The sequence below is a fragment of the Polynucleobacter sp. AP-Sanab-80-C2 genome (assembly GCF_035012965.1).
Classification (GTDB): Bacteria; Pseudomonadota; Gammaproteobacteria; order Burkholderiales; family Burkholderiaceae; genus Polynucleobacter.
On record NZ_JAYGQS010000007.1, the window covers coordinates 44,461 to 68,500 of the forward strand.

Annotated in this window: 17 protein-coding genes and 2 tRNA genes; 6 read left to right on the forward strand and 13 right to left on the reverse strand. The window is 45.7% G+C overall.

What is annotated here, in order from left to right:
* Window position 1: 1 nt before the first annotated feature.
* The 3 genes from VC178_RS10620 (at window position 2) to VC178_RS10630 (ending at window position 3,371) form a co-directional block, all read left to right on the forward strand.
* Complete coding sequence (locus VC178_RS10620) at window positions 2-448, forward strand: DUF2147 domain-containing protein (RefSeq protein WP_323482509.1); 447 nt, start codon at window positions 2-4, stop codon at window positions 446-448.
* A gap of 29 nt (window positions 449-477) precedes the next feature.
* Window positions 478-642, forward strand: a complete 165-nt coding sequence (locus VC178_RS10625) for a superinfection immunity protein (protein ID WP_323482548.1) — start codon at window positions 478-480, stop codon at window positions 640-642.
* Between the two features lie 143 nt (window positions 643-785).
* Window positions 786-3,371, forward strand: coding sequence for a bifunctional aconitate hydratase 2/2-methylisocitrate dehydratase (locus VC178_RS10630; RefSeq protein WP_323482510.1), 2,586 nt, complete (start codon window positions 786-788; stop codon window positions 3,369-3,371).
* A gap of 83 nt (window positions 3,372-3,454) precedes the next feature.
* Here the strand turns inward: VC178_RS10630 and VC178_RS10635 are convergent, their stop codons facing one another.
* Genes VC178_RS10635 through VC178_RS10645 form a run of 3 tightly spaced genes read right to left on the reverse strand, consistent with a single transcriptional unit; the run spans window position 3,455 to window position 8,972 of the window.
* A complete protein-coding gene (locus VC178_RS10635; RefSeq protein ID WP_323482511.1) occupies window positions 3,455-4,219 on the reverse strand; it encodes a spermidine synthase in 765 nt (254 codons plus the stop codon).
* 10 nt (window positions 4,220-4,229) lie between these two features.
* Complete coding sequence (gene purL, locus VC178_RS10640) at window positions 4,230-8,276, reverse strand: phosphoribosylformylglycinamidine synthase (RefSeq protein WP_323482512.1); 4,047 nt, start codon at window positions 8,274-8,276, stop codon at window positions 4,230-4,232.
* A 21-nt stretch (window positions 8,277-8,297) separates the two neighbouring features.
* Window positions 8,298-8,972, reverse strand: a complete 675-nt coding sequence (locus VC178_RS10645) for an ABC transporter ATP-binding protein (protein WP_323482513.1) — start codon at window positions 8,970-8,972, stop codon at window positions 8,298-8,300.
* 2 nt (window positions 8,973-8,974) lie between these two features.
* On the opposite strand from VC178_RS10645, the gene VC178_RS10650 reads away from it, so the two are divergent.
* A complete protein-coding gene (locus tag VC178_RS10650; protein ID WP_323482514.1) occupies window positions 8,975-9,634 on the forward strand; it encodes an arylesterase in 660 nt (219 codons plus the stop codon).
* 47 nt (window positions 9,635-9,681) lie between these two features.
* On the opposite strand, the gene VC178_RS10655 is transcribed toward VC178_RS10650, so the two are convergent.
* The 10 genes from VC178_RS10655 to ispD form a co-directional block, all read right to left on the reverse strand.
* Window positions 9,682-11,145 carry a peptidylprolyl isomerase gene (locus VC178_RS10655; protein ID WP_323482515.1) on the reverse strand — a complete coding sequence of 488 codons (1,464 nt, stop codon included), beginning with the start codon at window positions 11,143-11,145 and terminating at the stop codon, window positions 9,682-9,684.
* A gap of 108 nt (window positions 11,146-11,253) precedes the next feature.
* Window positions 11,254-11,329, reverse strand: a tRNA-Val gene (locus VC178_RS10660).
* A 115-nt stretch (window positions 11,330-11,444) separates the two neighbouring features.
* The gene (gene lon, locus VC178_RS10665; protein WP_216123753.1) at window positions 11,445-13,877 is read right to left on the reverse strand and encodes an endopeptidase La; all 2,433 of its coding nucleotides are present in this window, start codon (window positions 13,875-13,877) and stop codon (window positions 11,445-11,447) included.
* A 189-nt stretch (window positions 13,878-14,066) separates the two neighbouring features.
* Entirely contained in the window at window positions 14,067-15,428 is a 1,362-nt protein-coding gene (gene clpX / locus VC178_RS10670; RefSeq protein ID WP_216176389.1) for an ATP-dependent Clp protease ATP-binding subunit ClpX, read from the reverse strand.
* A gap of 35 nt (window positions 15,429-15,463) precedes the next feature.
* A complete protein-coding gene (clpP, locus tag VC178_RS10675) occupies window positions 15,464-16,093 on the reverse strand; it encodes an ATP-dependent Clp endopeptidase proteolytic subunit ClpP (protein ID WP_215297184.1) in 630 nt (209 codons plus the stop codon).
* A gap of 31 nt (window positions 16,094-16,124) precedes the next feature.
* Complete coding sequence (tig, locus tag VC178_RS10680) at window positions 16,125-17,462, reverse strand: trigger factor (protein WP_323482516.1); 1,338 nt, start codon at window positions 17,460-17,462, stop codon at window positions 16,125-16,127.
* Between the two features lie 57 nt (window positions 17,463-17,519).
* Window positions 17,520-17,606 (reverse strand) — tRNA-Leu (locus VC178_RS10685).
* A 67-nt stretch (window positions 17,607-17,673) separates the two neighbouring features.
* Entirely contained in the window at window positions 17,674-18,264 is a 591-nt protein-coding gene (locus tag VC178_RS10690) for a malonic semialdehyde reductase (protein ID WP_323482517.1), read from the reverse strand.
* A gap of 28 nt (window positions 18,265-18,292) precedes the next feature.
* A complete protein-coding gene (ispF, locus tag VC178_RS10695; protein ID WP_215317918.1) occupies window positions 18,293-18,796 on the reverse strand; it encodes a 2-C-methyl-D-erythritol 2,4-cyclodiphosphate synthase in 504 nt (167 codons plus the stop codon).
* Between the two features lie 10 nt (window positions 18,797-18,806).
* Window positions 18,807-19,574: a 2-C-methyl-D-erythritol 4-phosphate cytidylyltransferase gene (gene ispD / locus VC178_RS10700; RefSeq protein ID WP_323482518.1), complete on the reverse strand. Its 768-nt coding sequence runs from the start codon at window positions 19,572-19,574 to the stop codon at window positions 18,807-18,809.
* A 23-nt stretch (window positions 19,575-19,597) separates the two neighbouring features.
* Here ispD and mfd point away from each other — a divergent pair, with 23 nt between their 5' ends.
* Complete coding sequence (gene mfd / locus VC178_RS10705) at window positions 19,598-23,134, forward strand: transcription-repair coupling factor (RefSeq protein ID WP_323482519.1); 3,537 nt, start codon at window positions 19,598-19,600, stop codon at window positions 23,132-23,134.
* Between the two features lie 2 nt (window positions 23,135-23,136).
* Window positions 23,137-24,036, forward strand: coding sequence for a phosphoserine phosphatase SerB (gene serB, locus VC178_RS10710; protein WP_323482520.1), 900 nt, complete (start codon window positions 23,137-23,139; stop codon window positions 24,034-24,036).
* Window positions 24,037-24,040 lie beyond the last annotated feature (4 nt).

The following is a 24,040-nucleotide window of genomic DNA, read 5'->3' on the forward strand; positions in this document are numbered from 1 at the left end:
TATGAAAAAACCTCTATTTTTCCTCTTTGCCGCGAGTATTTTGACCCTGGGTGTCAATGTCATCTCATCTCAGACAACAGACTCGATTTCGGGGTATTGGAAGACTTTTGACGATGACACCAATCAGCCGGCAGCTATTGTCCTCATCACCGAGAGGAATGGCCTATTTTCAGGGGTGGTTACCAAATTACTAGATCCAAGTGCGCTCCCTACCTGCGAAAAATGCACTGATTACCGTAAAGGCAAGGCAGTCATTGGGATGGAAATTCTATCTGGCCTAAAAAAGACGGGGGATTCCTATTCTGGCGGTCATATATTGGACCCAGACGATGGTGAAATTTACCGCGCTGAGATGAAGCTTAAGGAGCAAGGGGATAAATTAGATCTGCGCGCATACATTGGAATTCCCTTGCTGGGCAGAACCCAGACTTGGATTCGTGAAAGATAAGCGCCATGCGTCTTCTATTTTCGGTCCTAATGACCCTGCTATCCCTTTTTTACTTTTTGCCTTTTGCCATCGCTTTTAATAAGAAACGGGCCAACACAGGGGCCATATTTGCCTTAAACCTCTTTTTAGGATGGTCACTCATTGGTTGGGTGTTTGCTCTAGTTTGGGCTCTGAAAGAAGAGCAAGTGATCTAGTTTTGGTCAAAACGGTCGGTTTTGATGATCAATAGGGTTTAAACTCTTATATAAGACTTGAATTAGTCACTATAATTGAAAGATTCGGGTGAAAATGCCCATTTGGCCTTTCTATTGATTACTTTTACCTCATAGGAAACACAATGTTAGAAGCCTATAACGCACAAGTTGCTGAAAGAGCAGCTCTTGGGATTCCAGCTCTTCCCCTGACCAAGGATCAAACTGCTGAATTAGTAAAGTTACTCAAAAGTCCTCCTGCGGGTAAGGAAGCTGAACTATTAGAGCTTATTACCAATCGCGTTCCAGCAGGGGTTGATGATGCCGCCAAGGTCAAAGCAGAATTTTTAGATACCGTTGCTAAAGGAACAGAAAAATCTCCTTTGATTTCGCGTGTCAAAGCAACTGAATTATTGGGTACCATGCTTGGTGGCTACAACATCAAACCATTGGTTGAGCTGTTGACGGATGCCGAATGCGGTACAGCTGCCGCCCAAGCCCTCAAGAAAACACTTTTGATGTTTGATTATTTCAATGACGTGCATGAGCTAGCTGAAAAAGGTAACGCTAACGCTAAAGCAGTAATGAAAAGCTGGGCTGATGCAGAGTGGTTTACGAGTCGCCCTGCTGTTCCAGAAAGCCTGAAGCTCACAGTATTCAAAGTCACTGGTGAGACCAATACTGACGATCTCTCTCCTGCGCCTGATGCATGGAGTCGTCCAGATATCCCCTTGCATGCAACGATCATGCTAAAGAACCCACGTCCAGGTATCGAGCCTGATGAATCTGGTGTTCGCGGCCCGATGAAGCAAATCGCCACCCTCCAGAAAAAAGGCAATCAAATTGCTTATGTTGGTGATGTGGTGGGCACTGGCTCATCACGTAAGTCTGCAACTAACTCTGTTCTTTGGTGGACTGGTCAGGATATTCCATTCGTACCAAACAAGCGCTTTGGTGGCGTTTGTTTGGGTGGCAACATTGCTCCAATCTTCTTTAATACCATGGAAGATTCTGGCGCACTCCCAATCGAATTGGATGTATCGCAAATGAATATGGGTGATCAGATTGAACTCCGCCCTTACGAAGGCAAAGTATTTAAGAACGGTCAAGAGATTACTACTTTCGCCCTCAAATCCCCAGTGATTTTGGATGAAGTCCGTGCGGGTGGACGTATTCCTTTGATCGTAGGTAGAGGCTTGACGGCTAAAGCTCGCGCGGCATTGGGTTTACCAGCTTCCACTGAATTCCGCCTCCCAGTGAGTCCGCCTGATAACAACAAAGGTTTCAGCTTGGCCCAGAAGATGGTGGGTCGTGCCTGTGGCTTGCCAGAAGGTCAAGGCGTCCGTCCCGGCACCTACTGCGAACCACGCATGACCACTGTTGGCTCACAAGACACCACCGGTCCGATGACACGTGATGAATTAAAAGACTTGGCTTGCTTGGGCTTCTCTTCTGACTTGGTCATGCAGTCTTTTTGTCACACCTCCGCTTATCCAAAGCCAGTGGATATTCGTACTCAGCATGAATTACCACCATTCATGACCAATCGTGGTGGTGTTGCATTACGCCCAGGTGACGGTGTGATTCACAGTTGGTTAAACCGTTTGCTTCTTCCCGATACCTGCGGTACCGGTGGCGATAGCCACACCCGTTTCCCAATTGGCATTTCCTTTCCTGCTGGATCAGGTTTAGTTGCCTTTGCAGCTGCTACTGGCGTCATGCCATTAGATATGCCTGAGTCTGTATTGGTGCGTTTCAAAGGTAAGATGCAACCTGGTATCACCTTGCGTGACTTAGTAAATGCAATCCCTTTGTACGCAATCAAAAAGGGTTTGCTGACAGTTGAGAAGCAAGGTAAGAAGAATATTTTCTCTGGTCGCATCTTAGAAATCGAAGGCTTACCTGATCTGAAAGTTGAGCAAGCCTTTGAATTGTCTGATGCTTCTGCTGAACGCTCTGCTGGTGGCTGTACTGTTCATCTAAATAAAGAACCTATCATTGAGTATATGCAGTCCAACATCACTTTGATGAAGTGGATGATTGCCAATGGTTATGAAGACAAGCGTACTCTTGGACGTCGTATTAAAGCCATGGAAGCTTGGATTGCAAATCCACAATTACTCAAAGCTGATGCGAATGCAGACTATGCCGAGATCATCGAAATCAATATCGATGAAATCAAAGAGCCTATCCTTGCCTGCCCTAACGACCCAGATGATGTGAAAATATTGTCTGAAGTTGCTGGCGATAAGATTGATGAAGTCTTCATTGGCTCATGCATGACTAACATTGGCCACTTCCGCGCTGCTGGACAGGTATTACAAGGCAAGAAAGATATGCCAACCCGTTTATGGGTAGCACCTCCTACCAAGATGGATGCGATGATCTTGATGGAAGAAGGCTACTACGGCATGTTAGGTGCAGCGGGTGCACGTATGGAGAGCCCAGGTTGTTCATTATGTATGGGTAACCAAGCTCAGATTCGTAAGGGTTCTACAGCGGTATCGACTTCTACCCGCAACTTCCCTAATCGCTTAGGTATTGATACCCGTGTGTATTTGGCTTCTGCCGAATTAGCATCTGTAGCAGCCCTCTTGGGTCGCTTACCCACTCCTGCTGAATACTTGGAACAAGTAAAAGCGCTTGATGCTAAGGCTGGCGATGTTTATAAATATATGAGCTTTGATAAGATTAAGTCATTTAGCGACGTTGCTGATACTGTAGCGGTGTAATACTCAACATCCCAAGCTAGCAAGAAGTTGGGAAATAGAAAAGGCGATCAAGTGATCGCCTTTTTCTTTTAGATCCCGAACGACTAAATCGAGAGTTTATTTTCTTGGCGTGCATTTTCGCGACTGATACCAGTTACCCACTTATTGGTGGGTAAGCCCGTCTTTTCCATAATGAGCTTTGCACGTTTTGAAACATCCTGCCATTCGGCTTCTAACTGAGGACCTTTGAATGCGATTGCGACAACATTGCAATCATGCGATTCTGGAAACAATAAAACACGGTTATCAAAAGCCTCACAGATATTCTGAAGATTGATATCAAAACTTTGATGACGTGAGAATAGGTTCACCGTCATTACGCCAGGACTATTCAGAATGTCAAAGCAACCTTGATAAAACTCCAATGAGCTTGCGGCAGGCCCATCACATATAGCGTCATACAGATCAACCTGAACTGCGTCAAATTGATTCTTATATTGGCTCAATTGAACAAACGTCTTAGCATCAGCCTGCAAAGTCTCCAGCCTACGATCATCATTCGCCATAAAAAACATAGATCGAGCAGCTACTATGACTGCAGGATTGAGCTCAACTACCGTTGTTTTTACTGCCGGACAGTGACGATGTTGAAACTTTGCCAATGCACCCGTACCCAAACCTAATTGCGCCACCTTCATACCAGGTGTGGTCTCTAAAAATAGTAACCATGCCATCATTTGCTGGTTATATTCAAGATAGATTTCATCAGGATCTCGAATACGCATTGCCCCTTGAATGAGTTCAGTTCCAAAATGCAGATAGCGTACTCCCCCACTTTCTGAAAAGGTCACTGGCTCCATCAACATCATCTAGTGGGGTTTAATTAGCCCAGCGACGTGCATTGCGGAACAAACGCAACCAAGGGCTAGCGCCATCTGGCGTATCCAACCACTCTGGTGGGCACCAACTCATTTGTACTGCTCTGAATACCCGCTCGGGATGAGGCATCATCACTGTAAAGCGACCATCAGCAGTAGTGACTCCAGTTAAGCCCCCAGGTGATCCATTGGGATTCATTGGATAGATCTCGGTTGGATTGCCTTGGTGATCAACAAAGCGTAATGCTGCTAAGCCCTGCTGGGTAATCTGATCTAAGCTTCCCTGTTGACTGAAATTGGCAAATCCTTCGCCGTGTGCAATTGCAATTGGGAGTTGGCTACCTTCCATGCCTTGAGTAAAGATGGAAGGCGATGCGAGCACTTCTGCCATGACTAAACGGGCTTCATATTGCTCAGACTGGTTACGGGTGAACTTCGGCCAAGCCTCAGCACCAGGAATAATCCCTGCCAGATTGCTCATCATTTGGCAGCCATTGCAAACGCCTAAGGCAAAACTATCTTGGCGATTAAAGAAGCTGGAGAATTGATCTCGTAGTTTTTGATTAAATAAAATGGTTTTTGCCCAACCTTCACCGGCACCTAAAACATCACCGTAACTAAATCCCCCGCACGCGATAAGACCACGGAAATCATCCAGCTTCGCCTTACCACTGAGTAGGTCTGACATATGAACGTCGTAACTATCAAATCCAGCCCAATTGACGGCATAAGCCATTTCTACATGGGAGTTAACGCCTTGCTCACGCAAAATCGCCACTTTTGGTCTCGCATTTTTTGCGATGAATGGCGCGGCAATATCCTCTGCAGCATCAAACGTAAGCTTTGGCGACATGCCAGGATCAGATAAGTTATCTAAGAGCGCAAATTCAGAGTCCGCACAGGCTGGGTTATCGCGTAAACGGGCTATTTGATGGCTCGTATTGCTCCACATCTTTTGCAATACTTCACGCGGTTCTGCAAAGATATTCTTAGCATCGCGCCAAATCTCAATCCGCCCATTGGTATTAGGTTTGCCAATCACATGGCTATAAGCACTCAGACCTAATTGACGCAAAATTGCAAAGACTTCATCGCGATTTTCCCTACGAATTTGAATAACAGCGCCGAGCTCTTCATTAAATAGAGCGCGAATGGTTTGTTCATGTCGACGACCAGATACTTGCTGCGACCAGTTTTTTGCATCACCGTAATCTGGCTCTTGGCCTACATCGACTGCAATCATATCGACATTGATAGAAACACCCGTATGCGATGCAAATGCCATCTCGGCTACACAAGCCAGCAAGCCACCATCAGAACGATCGTGATAGGCAAGCAATTTATTTTCTTTGCGCAACTCAATTATTGCTTTAGCCAATGACTTAAGATCTTCTGGATAGTCTAGATCGGGCGCTGACTTACCAGATTGATTGAGTACTTGTGCCAAGATACTGCCAGCCATACGATTCTGACCGCGACCCAGGTCAATCAGAATTAACTCAGTTTCTAATACTGATCCATCTTGATTTTTTAATTGCAATAATGGTGTTGCTGTTTTGCGAACGTCTTGAACAGCAGCAAACGCAGAAATAATGAGAGAAACAGGGGCGACCACTTTCTTGGCCTCGCTACCATCACGCCATTCGGTTGCCATAGATAATGAATCTTTTCCTACCGGAATAGAGATACCCAAGGCGGGACACAATTCCATACCAACGGCTTTAACAGAGTCATATAACTTCGCGTCTTCGCCTGGAGCACCGCAAGCAGCCATCCAGTTAGCAGATAGTTTGACATCTTCAAGACGACGAATATCTGCTGCCAATAAATTAGTCAACGCCTCACCAACTGCCATACGGGCTGCCGCTGAGGCATCAATAACTGCCAATGGGGTTCTTTCACCCATAGACATCACTTCGCCACGGAAGCCTTTGTAGTCCATCAAAGTGACAGCACAGTCTGCAACAGGTACTTGCCATGGACCTACAAATTGATCGCGAGCATTTAAACCACCAACAGTTCTATCGCCAATAGTGATTAAGAACGATTTACTTGCAACTGTAGGTTGCTGTAGCACCCAAGCAATGCATTGCGCTAGATCTTTATCAGTAACATCAAGTTCTGTAAATTCTTGGTGAATACGTTTCACATCACGATGCATACGGGGAGGCTTACCCAGTAAAACTTCCATCGGCATGTCGATCGGTAGTGCAGCATCTGTACCTGACGGATGTTTCGAATCGACTAATTGCAATTGACGCTCGGTAGTTGCTTCGCCAACTACGGCAAATGGGCAGCGTTCACGCTCGCAAAAAGATTTAAATAAATCGAGGTCTTTGGCCTCAATCGCCAGTACATAACGCTCTTGAGACTCATTACACCAAATCTCAGCAGGGCTCATACCGCTCTCTTCAAGCGGAACGCTGCGCAGCTTAAAGGTGGCGCCTAAACCCGCACCATCAGCCAACTCAGGAAAGGCATTAGATAGGCCGCCTGCGCCAACGTCATGAATAGACACAATCGGGTTCTTCTCACCCAATGCTCGGCAGGCGTTAATCACTTCTTGTGCACGTCGCTCCATTTCTGGATTACCGCGCTGTACTGAATCAAAATCTAAATCTGCTGTATTGGTGCCAGTAGCTACTGAGCTACCAGTTGCGCCACCCATCCCAATCCGCATGCCAGGACCACCCAATTGAATTAACAAATGTCCAGATTGAATTGCTTTTTTTGCAGTATGTATGACTTCAATACTGCCAATACCACCTGCAATCATGATGGGCTTATGATAGCCGCGACGCGTACCGTCTAAGGTTTGCTCAAATACCCGGAAGTAGCCACCCAAAATTGGACGACCAAATTCATTATTGAATGCAGCACCGCCCAGTGGGCCATCAATCATAATTTGCAAAGGTGTGGCAATCCGTTCAGGCTTGCCGTATTGTTCGCTCTCCCAAGGAAGATCAGTTCCAGGAATATTGAGGTTTGACACTGAGAAGCCAGTTAATCCTGCCTTAGGACGCCCGCCTACACCTGTGGCACCCTCATCCCGAATCTCCCCGCCAGCACCAGTAGAGGCGCCAGGGAAAGGCGCTATTGCTGTTGGATGATTGTGAGTTTCTACCTTCATCAAGGTATGAACTAAGCGCGTATCTTTTTCGTAGCGATGATCAGCACCTTGAGGACTCCAAGTTTCAGATTCACAACCTGCCATGACTGCTGAATTATCAGAATAGGCAACAATCGTCCCTTCTGGTTGGAGTTGATGTGTATTGCGGATCATGGCAAACAAAGACCGCTCTTGATCATCACCATCAATTGTCCAAGTGGAATTGAAGATCTTATGACGGCAATGCTCACTATTGGCTTGCGCAAACATGATGAGCTCTACATCGCTAGGATTACGCTCAAGGCGTACAAAGTTCTCTGTTAAATAGGCAACTTCATCATCAGATAAGGCTAAGCCCAATTCTTGATTGGCTTTATCTAGAGCCGAACGACCCTCGGTCAGAACTGAAATGCGGCTTAATGGACGATCATCCAAAGTTTGATAAAGATCATTTGCAACCTCAACCGCGTCAATCACTGCTTCTGTCATGCGATCGTGCACTGCAGTCAAAACAGATTGCAACTGTTTTGGATTTAATCCTTTTTTACTCTTCCAGGAAAATTGAACTCCACGTTCGATTCGTAATATAGGCAAGCCGCATTGCTGTGCAATATCCGTTGCCTTACTTGCCCAAGGAGAAACCGTGCCTAAACGGGGAATCACAATTGCGCTGTGCTCACCTCTGGGCCCGCTATTGGCTAAACCAAACCAAGATTTGCCTTCACCGATTTTCGAAATAAAGGGTTGGCCATAGGTCAATAAACTTGCAAGGGCTCCTTGATTTTGACTGTTCAGTTGTGCTTCAGACCAAATGAAGTGAAGAAACTGGGCTTCAATAGACTCCAGCTCAATTCCTTGGGCTGCTAATGAGGCTAAAAGTCGTTGTTGACGAAACGGGGAAAGCGCATCAGCGCCAGGCAAAAAATGGAAACAAGACATCCCTAGATTATAAGGTTTTGCCTACACTAGGCGACCACCTTGAAGGTGTAGCTGGCGCTGGCACCGATTGGCCAAGGCGGGATCATGGGTGACCAATATGAGGGTAGATTGACTGGCTTGATTGAGCTCAAAGAGTAACTGAATCACCCTCTCTCCGCTGGCCTCATCTAGGCTGCCAGTCGGCTCATCAGCGAAAAGAATGTCAGGCTGGACAATAAAGGCTCTAGCAAGGGCTACCCGTTGCTGCTCACCGCCAGATAAGGTTTTAGGGAAATGATTGAGACGTTCTTGTAAACCCACCTTTTCAAGCCAAGCCACCGCTTCAGCCTTAGCATCCTTGAGACCGCTCATCTGTGCTGGTAATAAGACATTTTCTAAGGCAGTTAAATGAGATAACAACTGAAAGGACTGAAATACAAAGCTCACATGGGAAGCGCGTAGCTTTGCCCGTCCATCTTCGTCTAGAGTATTGAGGTCTTGACCCATCAGGTAAACGTTTCCAGAGCTTGGCAGATCCAGTCCAGCCAGCAAGCCTAACAAGGTACTTTTACCGGATCCTGAGGCTCCAGTAATGGCGACACTTTCTCCCTGTGTAATATCAAAACAAATGTCGTGCAAAATGGTCAATGAGCCATCGCTAGATGACACTTGTTTTCCGAGATGATTTGCGCTCAATACTTTTGTTGGAATGCTCATAAATGATTCAAAGTTGGTGGACCTGCAAAAAACAGCAATTGCTATCAATAGGCTTATTTTGCCTGTTAATCCCCATTGCCACAGCGATTCACGCCAATCCTGTGATCTTGGTCATGGGTGATAGCCTTTCAGCTGAATATGGCTTACCCAAAGGGTCAGGCTGGGTCAAGCTTCTTGAAGGGCAATTACAAAAACAATCTAGTCCTTGGACAATTTTTAATGCCAGCATTAGCGGAGAAACTACTTCGGGGGGTCTCGCTCGCCTACCAGCACTCCTAGAGTCTAAAAAACCAGGAATGGTTTTGTTAGAGCTCGGCGCAAACGACGCATTACGCGGACTATCAATTGAGCAAACACAAAATAACCTTCGAAGAATGATTGTATTGAGCAAAAAAACTGGGGCAAAGGTTTTACTATTAGGGATGCAAATACCGCCCAATTATGGGCAACAGTACACCAAACAATTCAAAGAACTCTATTCAACACTCGCAGCCCAAGAAGGGGTTGAATTATTACCCTTCTTTTTAAATGGCGTTGCAGCCAATAAAGAACTATTTCAAGCGGATAACATTCACCCCAATGTTGCGGCACAAGCCATCCTCTTTAAAAACGTATGGGGCGCTATGGCCCCATATCAAAAACTTCTCCAACCATCACAGTAAAGACCAGTCCAACGTTCTGGATCTACTTTCGGAACTAGTGATCAGAACTAACTACCAGCGCCAGTTGATGGCGGCTTCAATGGGTTGATCACTTTTACAACAGCCGCATTACGCCAGTAAGCCATAAAACCAGCAAACTCAGATTGAGATGCTAAAGCCTGGATTTGCTGTGCTTGAGCTTTGTGAATCTTGGCATCTACGCCTGTAGGCTGTCGCGCCTGATCTACCCGATATAAGGTTGCGCCAACACCCGGAACGCTGACAGAAACCACTTTGGGAAATTGATCAGGATGAATAGACATGACCTCATCTAATGCCGGTCCAACTAGATTAGCGGGGTTATTACGTGAAACCCAAAATGGGCTGGCAAAGCCACTGGAATTCTTTGGGTCTTTTTGTAAAGTGCCGAATTTTTCTGCGGCAGCAGCCACCGCTAATTTTTCTGCAGCACGCTGACTAACCTGACGCTTCACTTCAGCGGCAACATCTTGATAAGGCAAAATTTGTGCAGGATGAAATGTGACTACCCGAGCAGAAACAAAAACACCAGGGGTAGTTTGTACCGCTTCAGTATTGCGTTTGTTCTTCAATGCCTCATCACCAAACAATGACTGGACCACTTTTGCATTTGCTAGTGGATGTTCTCTAGAAACACCAGTGAGGCCAGAGCGGGTCAATCCCTTTTGCGTCTGAATCGATAATTTCAATTTATCAGCAGCAGGTTTCAGGCTATCAGATTGGTCATAAGTCATATTAGCAAATTGGTCAGCCTTTTCACTAAATGCTTTGGCATCTTCTTTGGGATCAGCCTTCAGAACGATATATTCCACGTCAATAAACTCAGGGCTTTCAAATAACTTGGCATTCGCGTTATAGAAAGCCTGTAGTTCATCTTGACTGGGATTCACTTTACTCAAATAGTCTTTAGCAGTGAACGACAAGGTTTGAACTTGACGCTCTGTTTCGTAGAGCGTAGAAACAATTTCAGATAGTTTCGGTGTGCCGATCTCAGTCCGAGCAACAGAGTTAACTAATTGCCCAATCTTCAAATCAAAAGCCTGACTTGCGTAAAACTGCTCTTCATTTAAACCATTGCTAGCCAGTAGTTGCATGAAGCGAACGTCATCAAAACTGCCATCTTGACGATAGAGGGCACGAATTTGAGGAATACCTTGCAGACTCTTAATCAAAGCCTCTTTACCAACTTGCAGACGAAGATCAACTACAGCAAAACCGAGGATGCGTTGTTGCAGCAATTCATTCAAGATGGCCTGTTTAAATGGCAAGCTTTGGGCAATTTGCAAATTACCGCCAACACGTTCAGCCTGTCGCTTAGCAGCGTTATCGACTTCTTGCGCAGTAATCGGTTTGCCGTTGACTTTGACCAAATCCGTCTCTTTGTCCATGAAGCTGGAATAGCTCGAAATACCAAAAAAGACGAATGACGGAACAATGAACAACATCAGCACTAGCTGAAGTAATTTTTGATGCTTACGGACGGTATCAAACATGAATTAGATCGCTAGTAAAGATTAGAAATAAGCAGGGATAGTAAGATTTTACTAGGCACAGGAGATATAAATCAGAAAGCCGAGAAAAGGCTATAGATGGTGAATATTTGGTGGGCGCTGAGAGGCTCGAACTCCCGACATTCTGCGTGTAAGGCAGACGCTCTACCAACTGAGCTAAGCGCCCCAAAATATTACTGGTGAGATTGTAACCTAAGCGTGGGTTTTCGCATGAAACACATCAAAACCGCCCTCAAGTGCTGGGTGGCTTTGATGATACCTGGGCTTCTGCCTAACTTAGTTTAGTGCTTGAGAATATCTCCGGAAGAGACACTTTCACTGGCTTTACTTGCCTCAGTAACTTTCTTAGCCAGCTCTTCAGGAGTAGGATCAGGCAGTGCTTCTGGCATGCGCTCTAAAGCGAGCTCAAGAACCTTATCAATCCAGCGAACCGGCACAATCTCGATCGCATTCTTAACGTTGTCTGGAATATCAATCAGATCTTTGACGTTTTCTTCAGGGATCAAGGCCAACTTAATACCACCACGATGAGCAGCCAATAGTTTCTCTTTCAAACCGCCAATCGGAAGCACTTCACCACGCAAAGTAATTTCACCAGTCATGGCCACATCAGATCGAATGGGAATTCCTGTAAATACGGATACCAACGCTGTAGTGATTGCGATACCAGCTGAAGGGCCATCTTTAGGAGTTGCGCCATCGGGGAAGTGAATATGGATATCTTTCTTCTCAAATGCCTCATCTGTGATACCCAGACGTTTTGCTCTAGAGCGAACCACAGTACGTGCAGCCTCGACTGACTCCTTCATGACATCGCCAATCGAGCCAGTACGAGTAATAACACCTTTACCGGGCATTGTCGCAGCCTCAATTGTCAGAAGATCGCCGCCCACTTCTGTCCATGCCAAACCAGTCACTTGACCAACTTGATTCTCTTTACCAGCCAAACCGAAGTCATACATGCGGACAGATAAGAACTTCTCTAAATTATCTGCATTGACAACAATTGGCGCAGCTTCTTTTTTCAAGAGCAAAAGCTTAACTACTTTACGGCAGATCTTGCTAATTTCTCTTTCAAGGGAACGCACACCAGCTTCACGGGTGTAGTAGCGAATCATATTGCGTACAGCACTCTCTTCAATCTTTAATTCATCCTTTTTTAAACCATTGTTCTTGATTTGCTTTGGAATTAAATAATTGACAGCAATGCTCGTCTTTTCATCCTCGGTATAGCCAGCCAAACGAATGATTTCTAAACGATCAAGCAATGGGCCGGGAATATTTAATGAATTAGAGGTGGCAACGAACATCACATCTGAGAGATCAAAATCAACCTCGACATAATGATCTTGGAACGTATGATTCTGTTCGGGATCCAAAACTTCCAATAAGGCGCTAGCAGGATCACCACGGAAATCCATGCCCATCTTGTCTACTTCATCCAAGAGGAATAACGGATTGCGCACGCCTACCTTGGTTAAGCTAGTCAAGATCTTGCCCGGCATAGAACCAATATAGGTACGACGGTGACCACGAATCTCAGACTCATCACGCACACCACCCAATGCCATACGCACGAACTTTCGATTGGTTGCACGAGCAATCGATTGACCTAGAGATGTTTTACCAACACCAGGAGGGCCAACTAAACAAAGAATCGGCGCTTTGACACGATCAACGCGTTGTTGGACTGCGAGATATTCCAGAATGCGTTCTTTGACTTTGTCTAAACCATAGTGGTCTTCATCCAATACTTTTTCAGCATTAGTCAGATCATTATTGATCTTGGTTTTTTTCTTCCAAGGAAGATTGACCAGGGTATCAATGAAGTTACGAATCACGGTAGCTTCAGCAGACATAGGCGACATCAACTTGAGCTTCTTCAATTCTGATTCTGCTTTTTTCAAAGCCTCTTTAGGCATACGAGCCGCTTTAATGCGCTTCTCGAGCTCTTCGAGATCAGCACCCTCTTCACCCTCGCCTAATTCTTTCTGAATCGCTTTGACTTGCTCATTCAAGTAGTACTCGCGCTGACTCTTTTCCATTTGGCGCTTCACGCGTCCACGAATGCGCTTTTCCACTTGCAGAATATCGATCTCACTTTCAAGATCAGCCAAGAGGCTTTCGAGACGCTGAACAACATCAGTCATCTCCAGTAAGCGTTGCTTCTGCTCCAGTTTGACTGGTAAATGTGCGCAAATCGTGTCGGCAAGACGGCTTGGGTCATCAATGCCACCAAGCGATGACAAAATTTCTTGCGGAACTTTTTTATTCAGTTTTACGTATTGATCAAACTGAGCCATGATGGCGCGGCGCAAGGCTTCAGTTTCATGGGCATCAATGGCATTTAAAGCCGTTGGCGTAGCTTCGCAATTGAAGTAACCAAGGCTATCTTCAATTTGGCTCACTTCAGCACGTTGCACTCCCTCAACGAGCACCTTCACGGTGCCATCAGGTAATTTAAGCATTTGCAGAATATTGGCAATGCAACCGACCTCATAGAGATCCTCAATAACAGGCTCATCCTTAGCAGCAGTCTTTTGCGCTACTAAAAGGACGTTTTTACCCGTTTCCATCGCGGCCTCTAGTGCTTTAATGGACTTTGGGCGACCCACAAACAGGGGGATCACCATATGGGGGAAGACAACTACGTCCCGCAAAGGCAGTAACGGTAGTTGAATCGGTTCAGAGGGTAGTAATAAGTGGCCAGGCATTAGGCAATTCCTCCAAAGTAATCAATTCTCAAGGGTCTACTTCTAGTGTTATAAGATTTAATAGCCACTAAATACAGACGATATTTTGAATAGCATACTACCTATATGGGTAGCACTTACTGAAATTCAAGGGGAAAAGGCGCAGAAAAGAGGCAAATAGGCCAAATAAATGGCAAAAACACTGAAAATTTAGGCTTTTTTGCTTAAATCGGATTGTTCGAGATCTTGTTTATAGACTAATAAGGGTTTCCCGCCCTCAGCAATGCTCGATTCGTCAATCACGACCTTTTGAACATTCTTTAAGGATGGCAAGTCGTACATCACATCCATCAAAGAGCCTTCCAGGATAGATCTCAGGCCACGTGCACCGGTTTTGCGGGCGATAGCCTTCTTAGCAATAGCCGAAAGCGCTTCAAGGCGGACTTCAAGCTCGGAGCCCTCCATGGTCAGTAAGGCTTGATATTGCTTTACCAGAGCATTTTTGGGTTCAGTAAGAATTTGAATTAAAGCCTCTTCATCAAGCTGAGCCAATGTAGCCACGACAGGCAAGCGACCAATCAATTCGGGAATCAAACCAAATTTAATCAGATCTTCTGGTTCAACTTCAACCAGCAAATCACTGACACCGCGATCGTCTTTGCCAGGAACGACAGCATTAAAGCCAATACCCGTTTTAGCGGTACGTTGCTGAATCACTTTTTCTAAACCGTCAAAGGCACCACCGCAGATAAACAAAATATTAGTGGTATCGACTTGTAGAAAATCTTGGTTTGGATGCTTCCGTCCACCTTGTGGTGGCACGGAGGCCATCGTACCTTCAACCAGCTTTAACAAAGCTTGTTGAACGCCCTCACCAGATACATCCCGCGTAATCGATGGGTTATCTGACTTACGAGAAATCTTATCGATCTCATCAATGTACACAATACCGCGCTGCGCTTTTTCAACGTTGTAATCGCAGGCTTGTAAAAGTTTTTGAATAATATTTTCTACGTCTTCACCAACGTAGCCAGCTTCAGTTAATGTGGTTGCATCAGCCATCACAAAAGGTACATCGAGCATACGAGCCAATGTTTGGGCTAACAATGTTTTGCCGGAGCCAGTTGGCCCGATCAGCAAAATATTGCTCTTTGCCAACTCAACTCCATCCACAATTGCTTTAGCAGCAAGCTTGGGTTCTTTTTTGTCAAGCGCCTCAACCGGTTTGCCGTCCTTATCTAACTTCACTTTTTTAGGCTTAGGGAGATATTGCAAACGCTTGTAATGGTTGTAAACAGCTACAGCCAAAGTCTTCTTAGCGTGTTCTTGACCAATCACATACTGATCAAGGTTTTCACGAATCTGGTGTGGGGTTGGCAGAGAACCATCACCTTCATCTTTAGGAAGTTTGGCAATCTCTTCTTGAATAATATCAGTGCAAAGATCGATGCACTCATCACAGATGAATACAGAAGGGCCGGCGATCAGTTTTTTGACTTCGTGCTGGCTCTTGCCACAAAAGGAGCAATACAAAACTTTATCAGTTGAATTGGTGCTCGTTGTATCGCTCAAAGTATTCGCTCAATCAGTGTAGTTAGGTCTAGCGCTTAAGGGCGCTTTTCAATCACTTTATCGATCAGACCGTAATCACGCGCCTGTTCAGCAGACATGAAGTTGTCACGATCGGTATCTTTTGCAATCGTTTCGATTGATTGGCCAGTGCGATCAGCCAAGATCTTATTAAGACGCTCACGTAAATACAGAATCTCACGTGCTTGAATTTCAATATCTGAAGCCTGTCCGCGTGCGCCACCCAAAGGCTGATGGATCATGACGCGAGAGTTTGGCAATGCGTAGCGTTTCTCTTTCTCGCCGGCACATAATAAGAATGCACCCATACTGGCTGCCATGCCCATGCACAAGGTGCTGACATTTGGTTTGATAAATTGCATCGTATCGTATATCGCCAAACCAGCAGATACCGATCCACCTGGTGAGTTGATATATAAAGAAATGTCTTTATCTGGATTTTCGCTTTCCAAGAATAGTAACTGCGCTATTACCAAATTGGCCGTTTGATCATTCACTTCGCCGACTAAGAACACGACGCGCTCTTTTAGGAGGCGTGAATAAATGTCGTATGCACGCTCACCCCGACCCGAGGTCTCGATAACCATCGGAACCAAACCCAATCCTTTCGGTTCTAAATCTTCAGATTGAAATTGATTCTGGATCATATTGAGGCCTTTTTATTATATAAATGACTACTTAGTTTAGCTTGCTTAACTCTTCAAAGCTAATCGCCTTATCGTTCACTTTAGCTAAAGATGTGAAATATTTAATCACATTGTCTTCTAACACCAGATTTTCAATGTCTTTTAGGCGGCTTGGGTTGCTGTAGAACCAACGAACTACTTCTTTAGGATCTTCGTAAGTTGCTGCCTGTTCGTCAATTTCAGTCTTGATTTGGTCGGCCGTAGCAGCCAGGTTATTTTGCTTTACCAAGTCGCCTAAGATCAAACCAAGGCGCACCCGCTTGAGTGCCTGCTCAGCAAAAATCTCTGGCGGGATTGGGGCATCCTTAGCGTTTGGCACGCCGCGTTGAATGAGGTCTTCACGCGCACCTTGAACTAAGCGTTCCTGTTCAGACGCAACTAATGATTTAGGAACATCGAGTTCACATAATTCATTCACTTTCTCCATGACTTCACTTTTTAATAAGGAAGTAATGCGACGCTTTACTTCGCGATCTAAATTTTGTTTTACTTCTTCGCGCATTTTCGCAACGCCACCTTCGGTTACACCTAAGGAAAGTGCAAACGCATCATCTACTACAGGCAAGTGTGCCCAGTTAACAGACTTCACAGTAATGGTGAACTCTGCAGTTTTACCGGCTACCTCTTTGCCATGGTAATCCGCTGGGAAGCTTAATGGAAATGACTTACTCTCGCCAACCTGTAATCCTAAGGTTGCCGCTTCAAACTCAGGAAGCATGCGCCCTTCACCTAAGACATATTCGAAGTCTTCTGCTTTTCCGCCAGTAAACTCAACGCCATCAATCTTGCCAACAAAGTCGATGATCACTTGGTCACCGTTTTGCGCGGCAGTATTAGCACCACCATCACCATGGGGGCCAGCTTCGCCTCGGGAGTGGTAATGCACTTGTTGTTTACGCAGTACGTCAAGTGCACGATCTATTTCTGCGTCACCAATCTCAGTGGTGTACTTAGTTACTTCCGCTTTACTGAAATCACCGACCTTGACTTCAGGCAGTACTTCAAAGAAAGCATCAAACACAATCGTGTCAGCATCGAGTTCGCTCTTTGGTTCTAGACGAGGTTGTCCGGCCAGCTTAACGCCCTCTTTTTGACTTTGCTCATAAAAGAGTTCAGAAGCTTTATCAAACTGGAGTTCGAAATCCACTTGCATGCCATATTGCTTTTCAACAATATTCTTAGGCACCTTACCTGGACGGAAGCCGGCCATTTTCATGGTCTTACCAACTTTAGCCAAACGAGCTTCGCGTGCTTTTGTCAAATCAGCACGAGCGAATTCCAAAGTCATTTTGCGGTCTAACGAACCTAAATTTTCTATCTGCACAGCCATTCTCGTCTCTTAATTGAAGATCTGGAAATGTGAAGTCCAAGCCAAGTAGCAATCTTGTGGTGCGAGGAGGGGGACTCGAACCCCCACACCATTTCTGGCGTCAGGACCTAAACCTGGTGCGTCTACCAATTTCGCCATCCTCGCGATATCCGCAAACACTGCCGAGCTTAAACTTCACTCTAAAGACCGTAATTCTACAATGCTTGAGGGTCTATAGGATCCTGCAGGCCTCATCAAAGGATGGGCGGGGATGACGTGGCATCAAGCTAGAGGCATCTCCATAGCCAATATTGAGCAAAAAGTTCGCTTTTAACCTGCCGCCAGGGAAAAACTCCGCGTTTACCTTATCAGCATCAAAGCCACTCATAGCGCCACAATCTAGGCCTAGGGCTCTAACAGCCAAGATCAAATAAGCGCCTTGCAAGCTAGAGTTTCTGAAAGCCGTTGACTGAATATAGTCATCTTTCCCGATAAACCAACTTTTCGCATCTACATGGGGGAAAAGCTTGGGTAGCTGTTCATAAAAATCCAGATCCATACCAATGATGGCAGTTACTGGTGCACTTTTGGTTTTATCTACATTACTTGGATTAACGCAGGCTACTAAGCGCTCTTTTTCTGCTGGGCTTTTTACAAAAAGAACGTGGGCTGGATTGCTGTTTACGGATGTGGGTGCAAATTTATAGATCTCGTAAATTTGCTTTAGTTGCTCATCGCTGACGGATTTTGGTTGCCATGCATTATGCGTGCGTGCATCTATAAATAATTGCTTTAGTGCTACTTGATCAATGGAATGACCCATGAACTGCTCCAATGAGATTGAGAAAATATTATGACTTGTAGAGTAATGCCACGGCGTGCACTGCAATACCCTCGCCTCTACCAAGATGTCCAAGAGATTCATTTGTCTTGGCTTTGAGATTGACATGACTTGGTGTAACGGCAAGATCATGGGCAATATTACGAACCATTTCTGGTAAGAATTCAGCTAACTTGGGTTTTTGGCAGATGATGGTGGCATCCACATTGCCCACATGATATCCAGCAGCTTGAATCTTTTGTAATGCTGCTCTAATTAATATGCGGCTATCCATATCTTTGAATTGTGGGTCAGTATCAGGAAACAGCTGACCAATATCATTCAAGCCTGCAGCACCTAGCAATGCATCTGTCAGCGCATGTAATAACGCATCAGCATCTGAATGCCCTAACAAGCCCTTCTCGTAAGGGACATGCACTCCGCCAAGAATAAGCTTGCGATCTGCCACCAAGGCATGAACGTCATAGCCTTGACCAATACGGAACTGAGGAATGTGAGGCGTAGTTTGTGTCATAGCTAGATTTTTATGAATGACTAGAGTTCAAAAGCAATTGCATTAATTCCCAATCGGCTGGATGAGTCACTTTGAAATTGCGAGTGGCACCCTCGATGAGTAGTGGTTTAACGCCTGATAACTCCATTGCACTGGCTTCATCAGTGACATCTGCTTCTTGTCTAATGGCATCTTGCAGCGCATCGTGTAATTTTTTTATACCAAACATTTGTGGCGTTTGAGCTTGCCAAAGATGTTTGCGAGGAATCGTTTTCTCTGTATGTGGCATATTGCCAGCAACCACAGAATCAAGATCGGCTTGCTTCAAAGTATCTGCTAATGGGATGGCCAATAAGCCTCCTGATGATGATTTCACAACAGAGGCGATGAGCTTATCGATTAAGGCTGGAGTAATGCCAGGACGGGCAGCGTCATGAACTAATACCCAATCGTCAGCAGAGATGCCTGATTTCAACAATGCGCTCAAGGTATTGCGAACGGTTTCTTGGCGAGTGGGTCCACCGGTTGGTAAAAAATGAATGGGCTTACCGTTCTCGCCGCTATTCATGCCATCGGCAAGAGTCTTGAGAATGGGGTTATCAATAAAACCAGGGGCAACACCGATCCATATAGACTCGATTTGGGGGGAATGCATGAAAGCTTCGAGGGCATAAGCCAACATCGGCTTTCCTGCCAACTGCTGAAACTGCTTAGGAAGCTCACCGCCTAGTCGAGAACCAGACCCTGCGGTTGGCAAGAGTGCGTGGCATTTCACTGTAGATTGATTTCCTAAGACCATGCCTGATTCTATAATGAGCACAGATGTCTGATGCATTAAATCTAGTGCCCCCCATACCTGCGCCGCGGGCTGGGCAGCGCTTTACCTTCTCGGGGCTAGTAGGATCAGCTGATGCGGCTTTGCTTGCCCAATCCGCCCTGCGCTACCGCAACGATTTCTCCGTCATGGTGATTTTCTGTGCCCAGGCTCAAGAAGCCCAAAGACTGGTTGAAGAGATTCCTGCTTTTGCCCCGCAACTCAAGGTCCGCTTATTGCCTGATTGGGAAATCCTCCCCTACGATCATTTCTCGCCACACCAAGATTTAGTTTCGGAGCGACTCGCCACCCTCTATGAGTTACTCAATGGAAGTTGTGACATTGTTTTAGTTCCAGTGACTACTGCGCTCCAGCGTCTGGGCCCCCCGCAATTTTTATCAGGTCACACGTTTTTCTTCAGACAAGGCGATAAGCTCAATGAATCAGCCTTAAGACTGCAATTGCAACAAGCAGGCTACGACCCTGTCAGCGCTGTTATGCGACCAGGTGAATATAGTATTCGTGGTGGCCTCATCGACTTATTTCCCATGGGCTCCAGCTTGCCCTATCGTCTCGATTTGTTTGGTGATGAGATTGAGCAGATCCGCTCTTTTGATCCTGATACACAACGCAGCTTGTATCCTGTAAAAGAGGTTCGATTACTACCGGGTCACGAGTTTCCCTTTAATGATGAAGCACGCACTGCCTTTAGAGGCCGTTGGCGCGAGGTATTTGAAGGTGACCCAACCCGTTGCACCATCTACAAGGATGCCAACCTAGGTATACCCAGTGCTGGCATCGAATCCTACTTACCTTTATTTTTTGAAGAGCAGTCCAGTCTATTTGATTACTTCCCCAGATCGGGTGATCCGGTTTGGCTAGTCAACATTGGCAATGCAGAAGAATCTATTCGCAGTTTTTGGAAAGACACCATCTCTCGCTATGAATTTCTCAAACATGACTTAGATCGCCCAATCCTTCCGCCAAAAGAATTATTTCTCGATGTGGATGAATTCTTCACTACCACTAAGCCCTATGCCCGCTTAGTTTTAGACAATGAGGAGAATGAGTCCAAGCAATTTTTACCTGTTCCTGATATTGCTGTTCATCGCCGCGATACTGATCCGATCGCGCGCTTGCGCCAGCTTGTTGCCCAAGAGAAGCTCCGCATCCTGATTTGTAGTGATAGTGCGGGACGTAAAGAATCTATTCGGCAATTGCTTGAGGAAAGTAATTCTGTAACTGGTCAACATGGTAAGCCGCTTTTCCAGATCAAGCCTGAAGGCTTTGAAAACATCGCTGATTTCATGAAAAGTGACGCTTTGTTTGGCTTAGTGACTGCCCCGCTTTTTAATGGCTTTCTTTGGCAAGCAGAAAATGTACTGGTTATTACAGAGGCAGAATTATTTACCTCAACAGCAAGACAAAGACGTAAGAGTAAAGGTTCAGAAAATGCTGATCCCGATATGCTCTTTAAGGATTTGTCTGAGCTCAAGATTGGCGAACCGGTAGTACATGCAGAACATGGGATCGGTAGATACCAAGGCTTAGTTCTACTTAATCTTGCCCCACCTAAAGAAGCGCCCATCTTTGAAGAGTTCTTGCACTTGCAATACGCGGGGCAAGCAACACTGTATGTACCCGTTCAGCAATTACAGATGGTGACCCGTTACGCGGGCTCTGACCCCGATTCGGCACCCTTGCATCAACTGGGCTCTGGTCAGTGGGATAAAGCCAAAAGGAAAGCTGCTCAACAAATTCGCGATACGGCTGCAGAACTCTTGGGACTTTATGCAGCTAGAGCCATCCGTAAAGGACATGCGTTTGAATTCTCAGCCCATGACTATGCAGCATTTGCTGAAAGTTTTGGCTTTGAAGAAACACCCGATCAGGCCAACGCCATTGCAGCAGTGATAGGTGATATGACTAGCGGTACTCCAATGGATCGCTTAGTGTGCGGTGACGTTGGCTTTGGTAAAACAGAAGTTGCTCTACGCGCAAGCTTTGTCGCCGTAATGGGTGGCAAACAGGTTGCCATTTTGGCTCCAACCACCTTACTGGCCGAACAACATGTCGCCACTTGGAAAGATCGCTTTGCTGATTGGCCGGTGAAAATTGTTGAGCTATCTCGCTTTAAGACCACGAAAGAAATTAATGCAGCACTCGAAGCGATCGCTAAAGGAGAAGCCAACATCATTATTGGCACCCATAAATTGCTTTCTAAAGAAACGCAATTTGCTAATCTGGGTTTAGTCATCGTGGATGAGGAGCATCGCTTTGGAGTGCGTCAAAAAGATGCACTCAAAGCCTTACGTGCAGAAGTTGATATTCTGACTTTGACGGCTACACCCATCCCAAGAACACTGGGGATGGCAATGGAAGGACTGCGCGAGTTCTCTATTATCGCAACGGCACCACAAAAACGCTTAGCAATAAAGACCTTTGTTCGTCGTGAAGGAGATGGCGTCATTCGTGAAGCTGTCCTGCGTGAAATTAAGCGTGGTGGTCAGGTCTACTTCTTGCACAATGAAGTAGAAACGATTGAAAATCGTAAACACGCTTTGCAGGAGCTGATTCCTGAGGCGAGCATCAGCGTGGCTCACGGGCAAATGCATGAAAGAGAGCTTGAATCTGTCATGCGTGAGTTTGTCACTCAACGCACCAATATTCTGCTGTGTACCACCATTATTGAGACCGGTATCGATGTACCTACAGCCAACACCATCATCATGCATCGTGCGGACAAGTTTGGCTTAGCGCAGTTACATCAACTACGTGGTCGTGTTGGTCGCTCTCATCATCAAGCATATGCCTACCTATTGGTACCTGATCCTGAGGCTCTCAGTAAACAAGCTCAATTGCGTTTGAATGCTATTCAAGCCATGGAAGAGCTTGGCTCTGGCTTCTACTTAGCGATGCACGATTTAGAGATACGCGGTGCTGGGGAAGTCTTAGGAGATAAACAGTCGGGCGAAATTCATGAAATTGGCTTTCAGCTGTATACCGAGATGCTCAACCGCGCGGTGAAGTCTCTGCGAAGTGGTAAAGAGCCAGATCTGCTCTCTCCTTTGCAAGCCACTACCGATGTCAATTTAGGTGTGCCCGCCCTGTTTCCTGAAGACTATTGCCCTGACGTGCATGAGCGCCTCTCTTTATATAAGCGCTTTGCTGGTTGTAATGATTTTTCCGAATTGATGGGTCTACGTGAAGAGTTGGTAGATCGCTTTGGCGATTTGCCAGACCAAGCCAAATCTTTTTATGAAACCCACCGCCTGCGTTTAGAAATGGTTGGTTTTGGTATTAAGAAAATAGATGCCAGCACAGCTTCTATCCAAATTCAATTCATTCCAAATCCACCGATTGATCCAATGAAGATTATTCAGTTGATTCAGTCATCAAAACACATTCAGCTAAATGGCCAAGATAAGTTAAAAGTGCTGCCCCAAAAAGATCGAGAGTTTGAGAAGCTTGAGCAGCGCCTCGATGTCATTCGACAAGTTTTGCGCCGCTTAAACGAGTCAGCCGTTCTAAGTACTATCATTTAGCTATGCCTAAGCACCAACCACACCAAACTCTTGTCGCCCTTTCTCGGGAACCCATTTCTGAAAAGCTCGTTTGTGAACTGAAGGATCGGGCTTTGCAGTTTGGCGCCACTTTGCACAGTCTTGGCGTACAAATGTCGAATGGTGCATATCATTCAGAGCGTTGGGATTGCAATCAGCACCTAGACATCACTCAGAGAGAATCTTTACGGTCTATTGCAAATATCCATCGGACAGACCTATGCTTTCTGCAATCAAATTTAATGGTACAAGATATTCGTGTTCTTGCCATGGATATGGACTCTACCCTCATCAATATTGAATGCATCGATGAGATTGCAGACTTTACGGGCAAAAAATCAGCCGTTGCCCAAATTACTGAAGCCACAATGCGCGGTGAGATTAAAGATTTTAAAGAAAGTTTGCGCAGACGCGTAGCGCTTTTAGAGGGTGTACACGCTGATGCTTTGGAATCAGTCTATCTTGAACGCTTACGCCCAAATCCTGGTGCCATTGAGCTTCTTGCAGGCGCCCATCAACGTGGACTCTATACCCTGCTCGTCTCTGGAGGCTTTACCTTCTTCACAGAAAAATTAAGGCAACAATTAGGATTCAAGCAATCCCAAGCTAATACGCTCGAGATCATTGATGGCAGGCTCACTGGCAAGGTGCTCGGCGATATTGTTGATGGCGCCGCGAAAGCGGCTCATTTAGATGACGCCTGCCGCAACTTAGGCTGCAGCAAAGCCAACGCAATCACGATGGGTGATGGTGCAAACGATCTGATCATGATGAATGGCTCAGGTATTAGCGTTGCCTATCAAGCTAAACCGATCGTTAAAGAAAAAGCCGACGCGGCTTTTGACCACGTCGGCTTGGATGCTGCTTTGCTGCTGATTACTTAAGATT

Bases quoted from the DNA above. Each gene is read 5' to 3' on its own strand.
- serB (WP_323482520.1), top strand. From the start codon at position 23,137: ATGCCTAAGCACCAACCACACCAAACTCTTGTCGCCCTTTCTCGGGAA.
- VC178_RS10650 (WP_323482514.1), top strand. From the start codon at position 8,975: ATGATTCAAAGTTGGTGGACCTGCAAAAAACAGCAATTGCTATCAATA.
- purL (WP_323482512.1), bottom strand. From the start codon at position 8,276: ATGTCTTGTTTCCATTTTTTGCCTGGCGCTGATGCGCTTTCCCCGTTT.
- clpP (WP_215297184.1), bottom strand. From the start codon at position 16,093: ATGATCCAGAATCAATTTCAATCTGAAGATTTAGAACCGAAAGGATTG.
- VC178_RS10620 (WP_323482509.1), top strand. From the start codon at position 2: ATGAAAAAACCTCTATTTTTCCTCTTTGCCGCGAGTATTTTGACCCTG.
- VC178_RS10645 (WP_323482513.1), bottom strand. From the start codon at position 8,972: ATGAGCATTCCAACAAAAGTATTGAGCGCAAATCATCTCGGAAAACAA.
- VC178_RS10625 (WP_323482548.1), top strand. From the start codon at position 478: ATGACCCTGCTATCCCTTTTTTACTTTTTGCCTTTTGCCATCGCTTTT.
- VC178_RS10635 (WP_323482511.1), bottom strand. From the start codon at position 4,219: ATGATGTTGATGGAGCCAGTGACCTTTTCAGAAAGTGGGGGAGTACGC.
- VC178_RS10630 (WP_323482510.1), top strand. From the start codon at position 786: ATGTTAGAAGCCTATAACGCACAAGTTGCTGAAAGAGCAGCTCTTGGG.
- VC178_RS10655 (WP_323482515.1), bottom strand. From the start codon at position 11,145: ATGTTTGATACCGTCCGTAAGCATCAAAAATTACTTCAGCTAGTGCTG.
- ispD (WP_323482518.1), bottom strand. From the start codon at position 19,574: ATGGTCTTAGGAAATCAATCTACAGTGAAATGCCACGCACTCTTGCCA.
- lon (WP_216123753.1), bottom strand. From the start codon at position 13,877: ATGCCTGGCCACTTATTACTACCCTCTGAACCGATTCAACTACCGTTA.
- ispF (WP_215317918.1), bottom strand. From the start codon at position 18,796: ATGACACAAACTACGCCTCACATTCCTCAGTTCCGTATTGGTCAAGGC.
- tig (WP_323482516.1), bottom strand. From the start codon at position 17,462: ATGGCTGTGCAGATAGAAAATTTAGGTTCGTTAGACCGCAAAATGACT.
- mfd (WP_323482519.1), top strand. From the start codon at position 19,598: ATGTCTGATGCATTAAATCTAGTGCCCCCCATACCTGCGCCGCGGGCT.
- VC178_RS10690 (WP_323482517.1), bottom strand. From the start codon at position 18,264: ATGGGTCATTCCATTGATCAAGTAGCACTAAAGCAATTATTTATAGAT.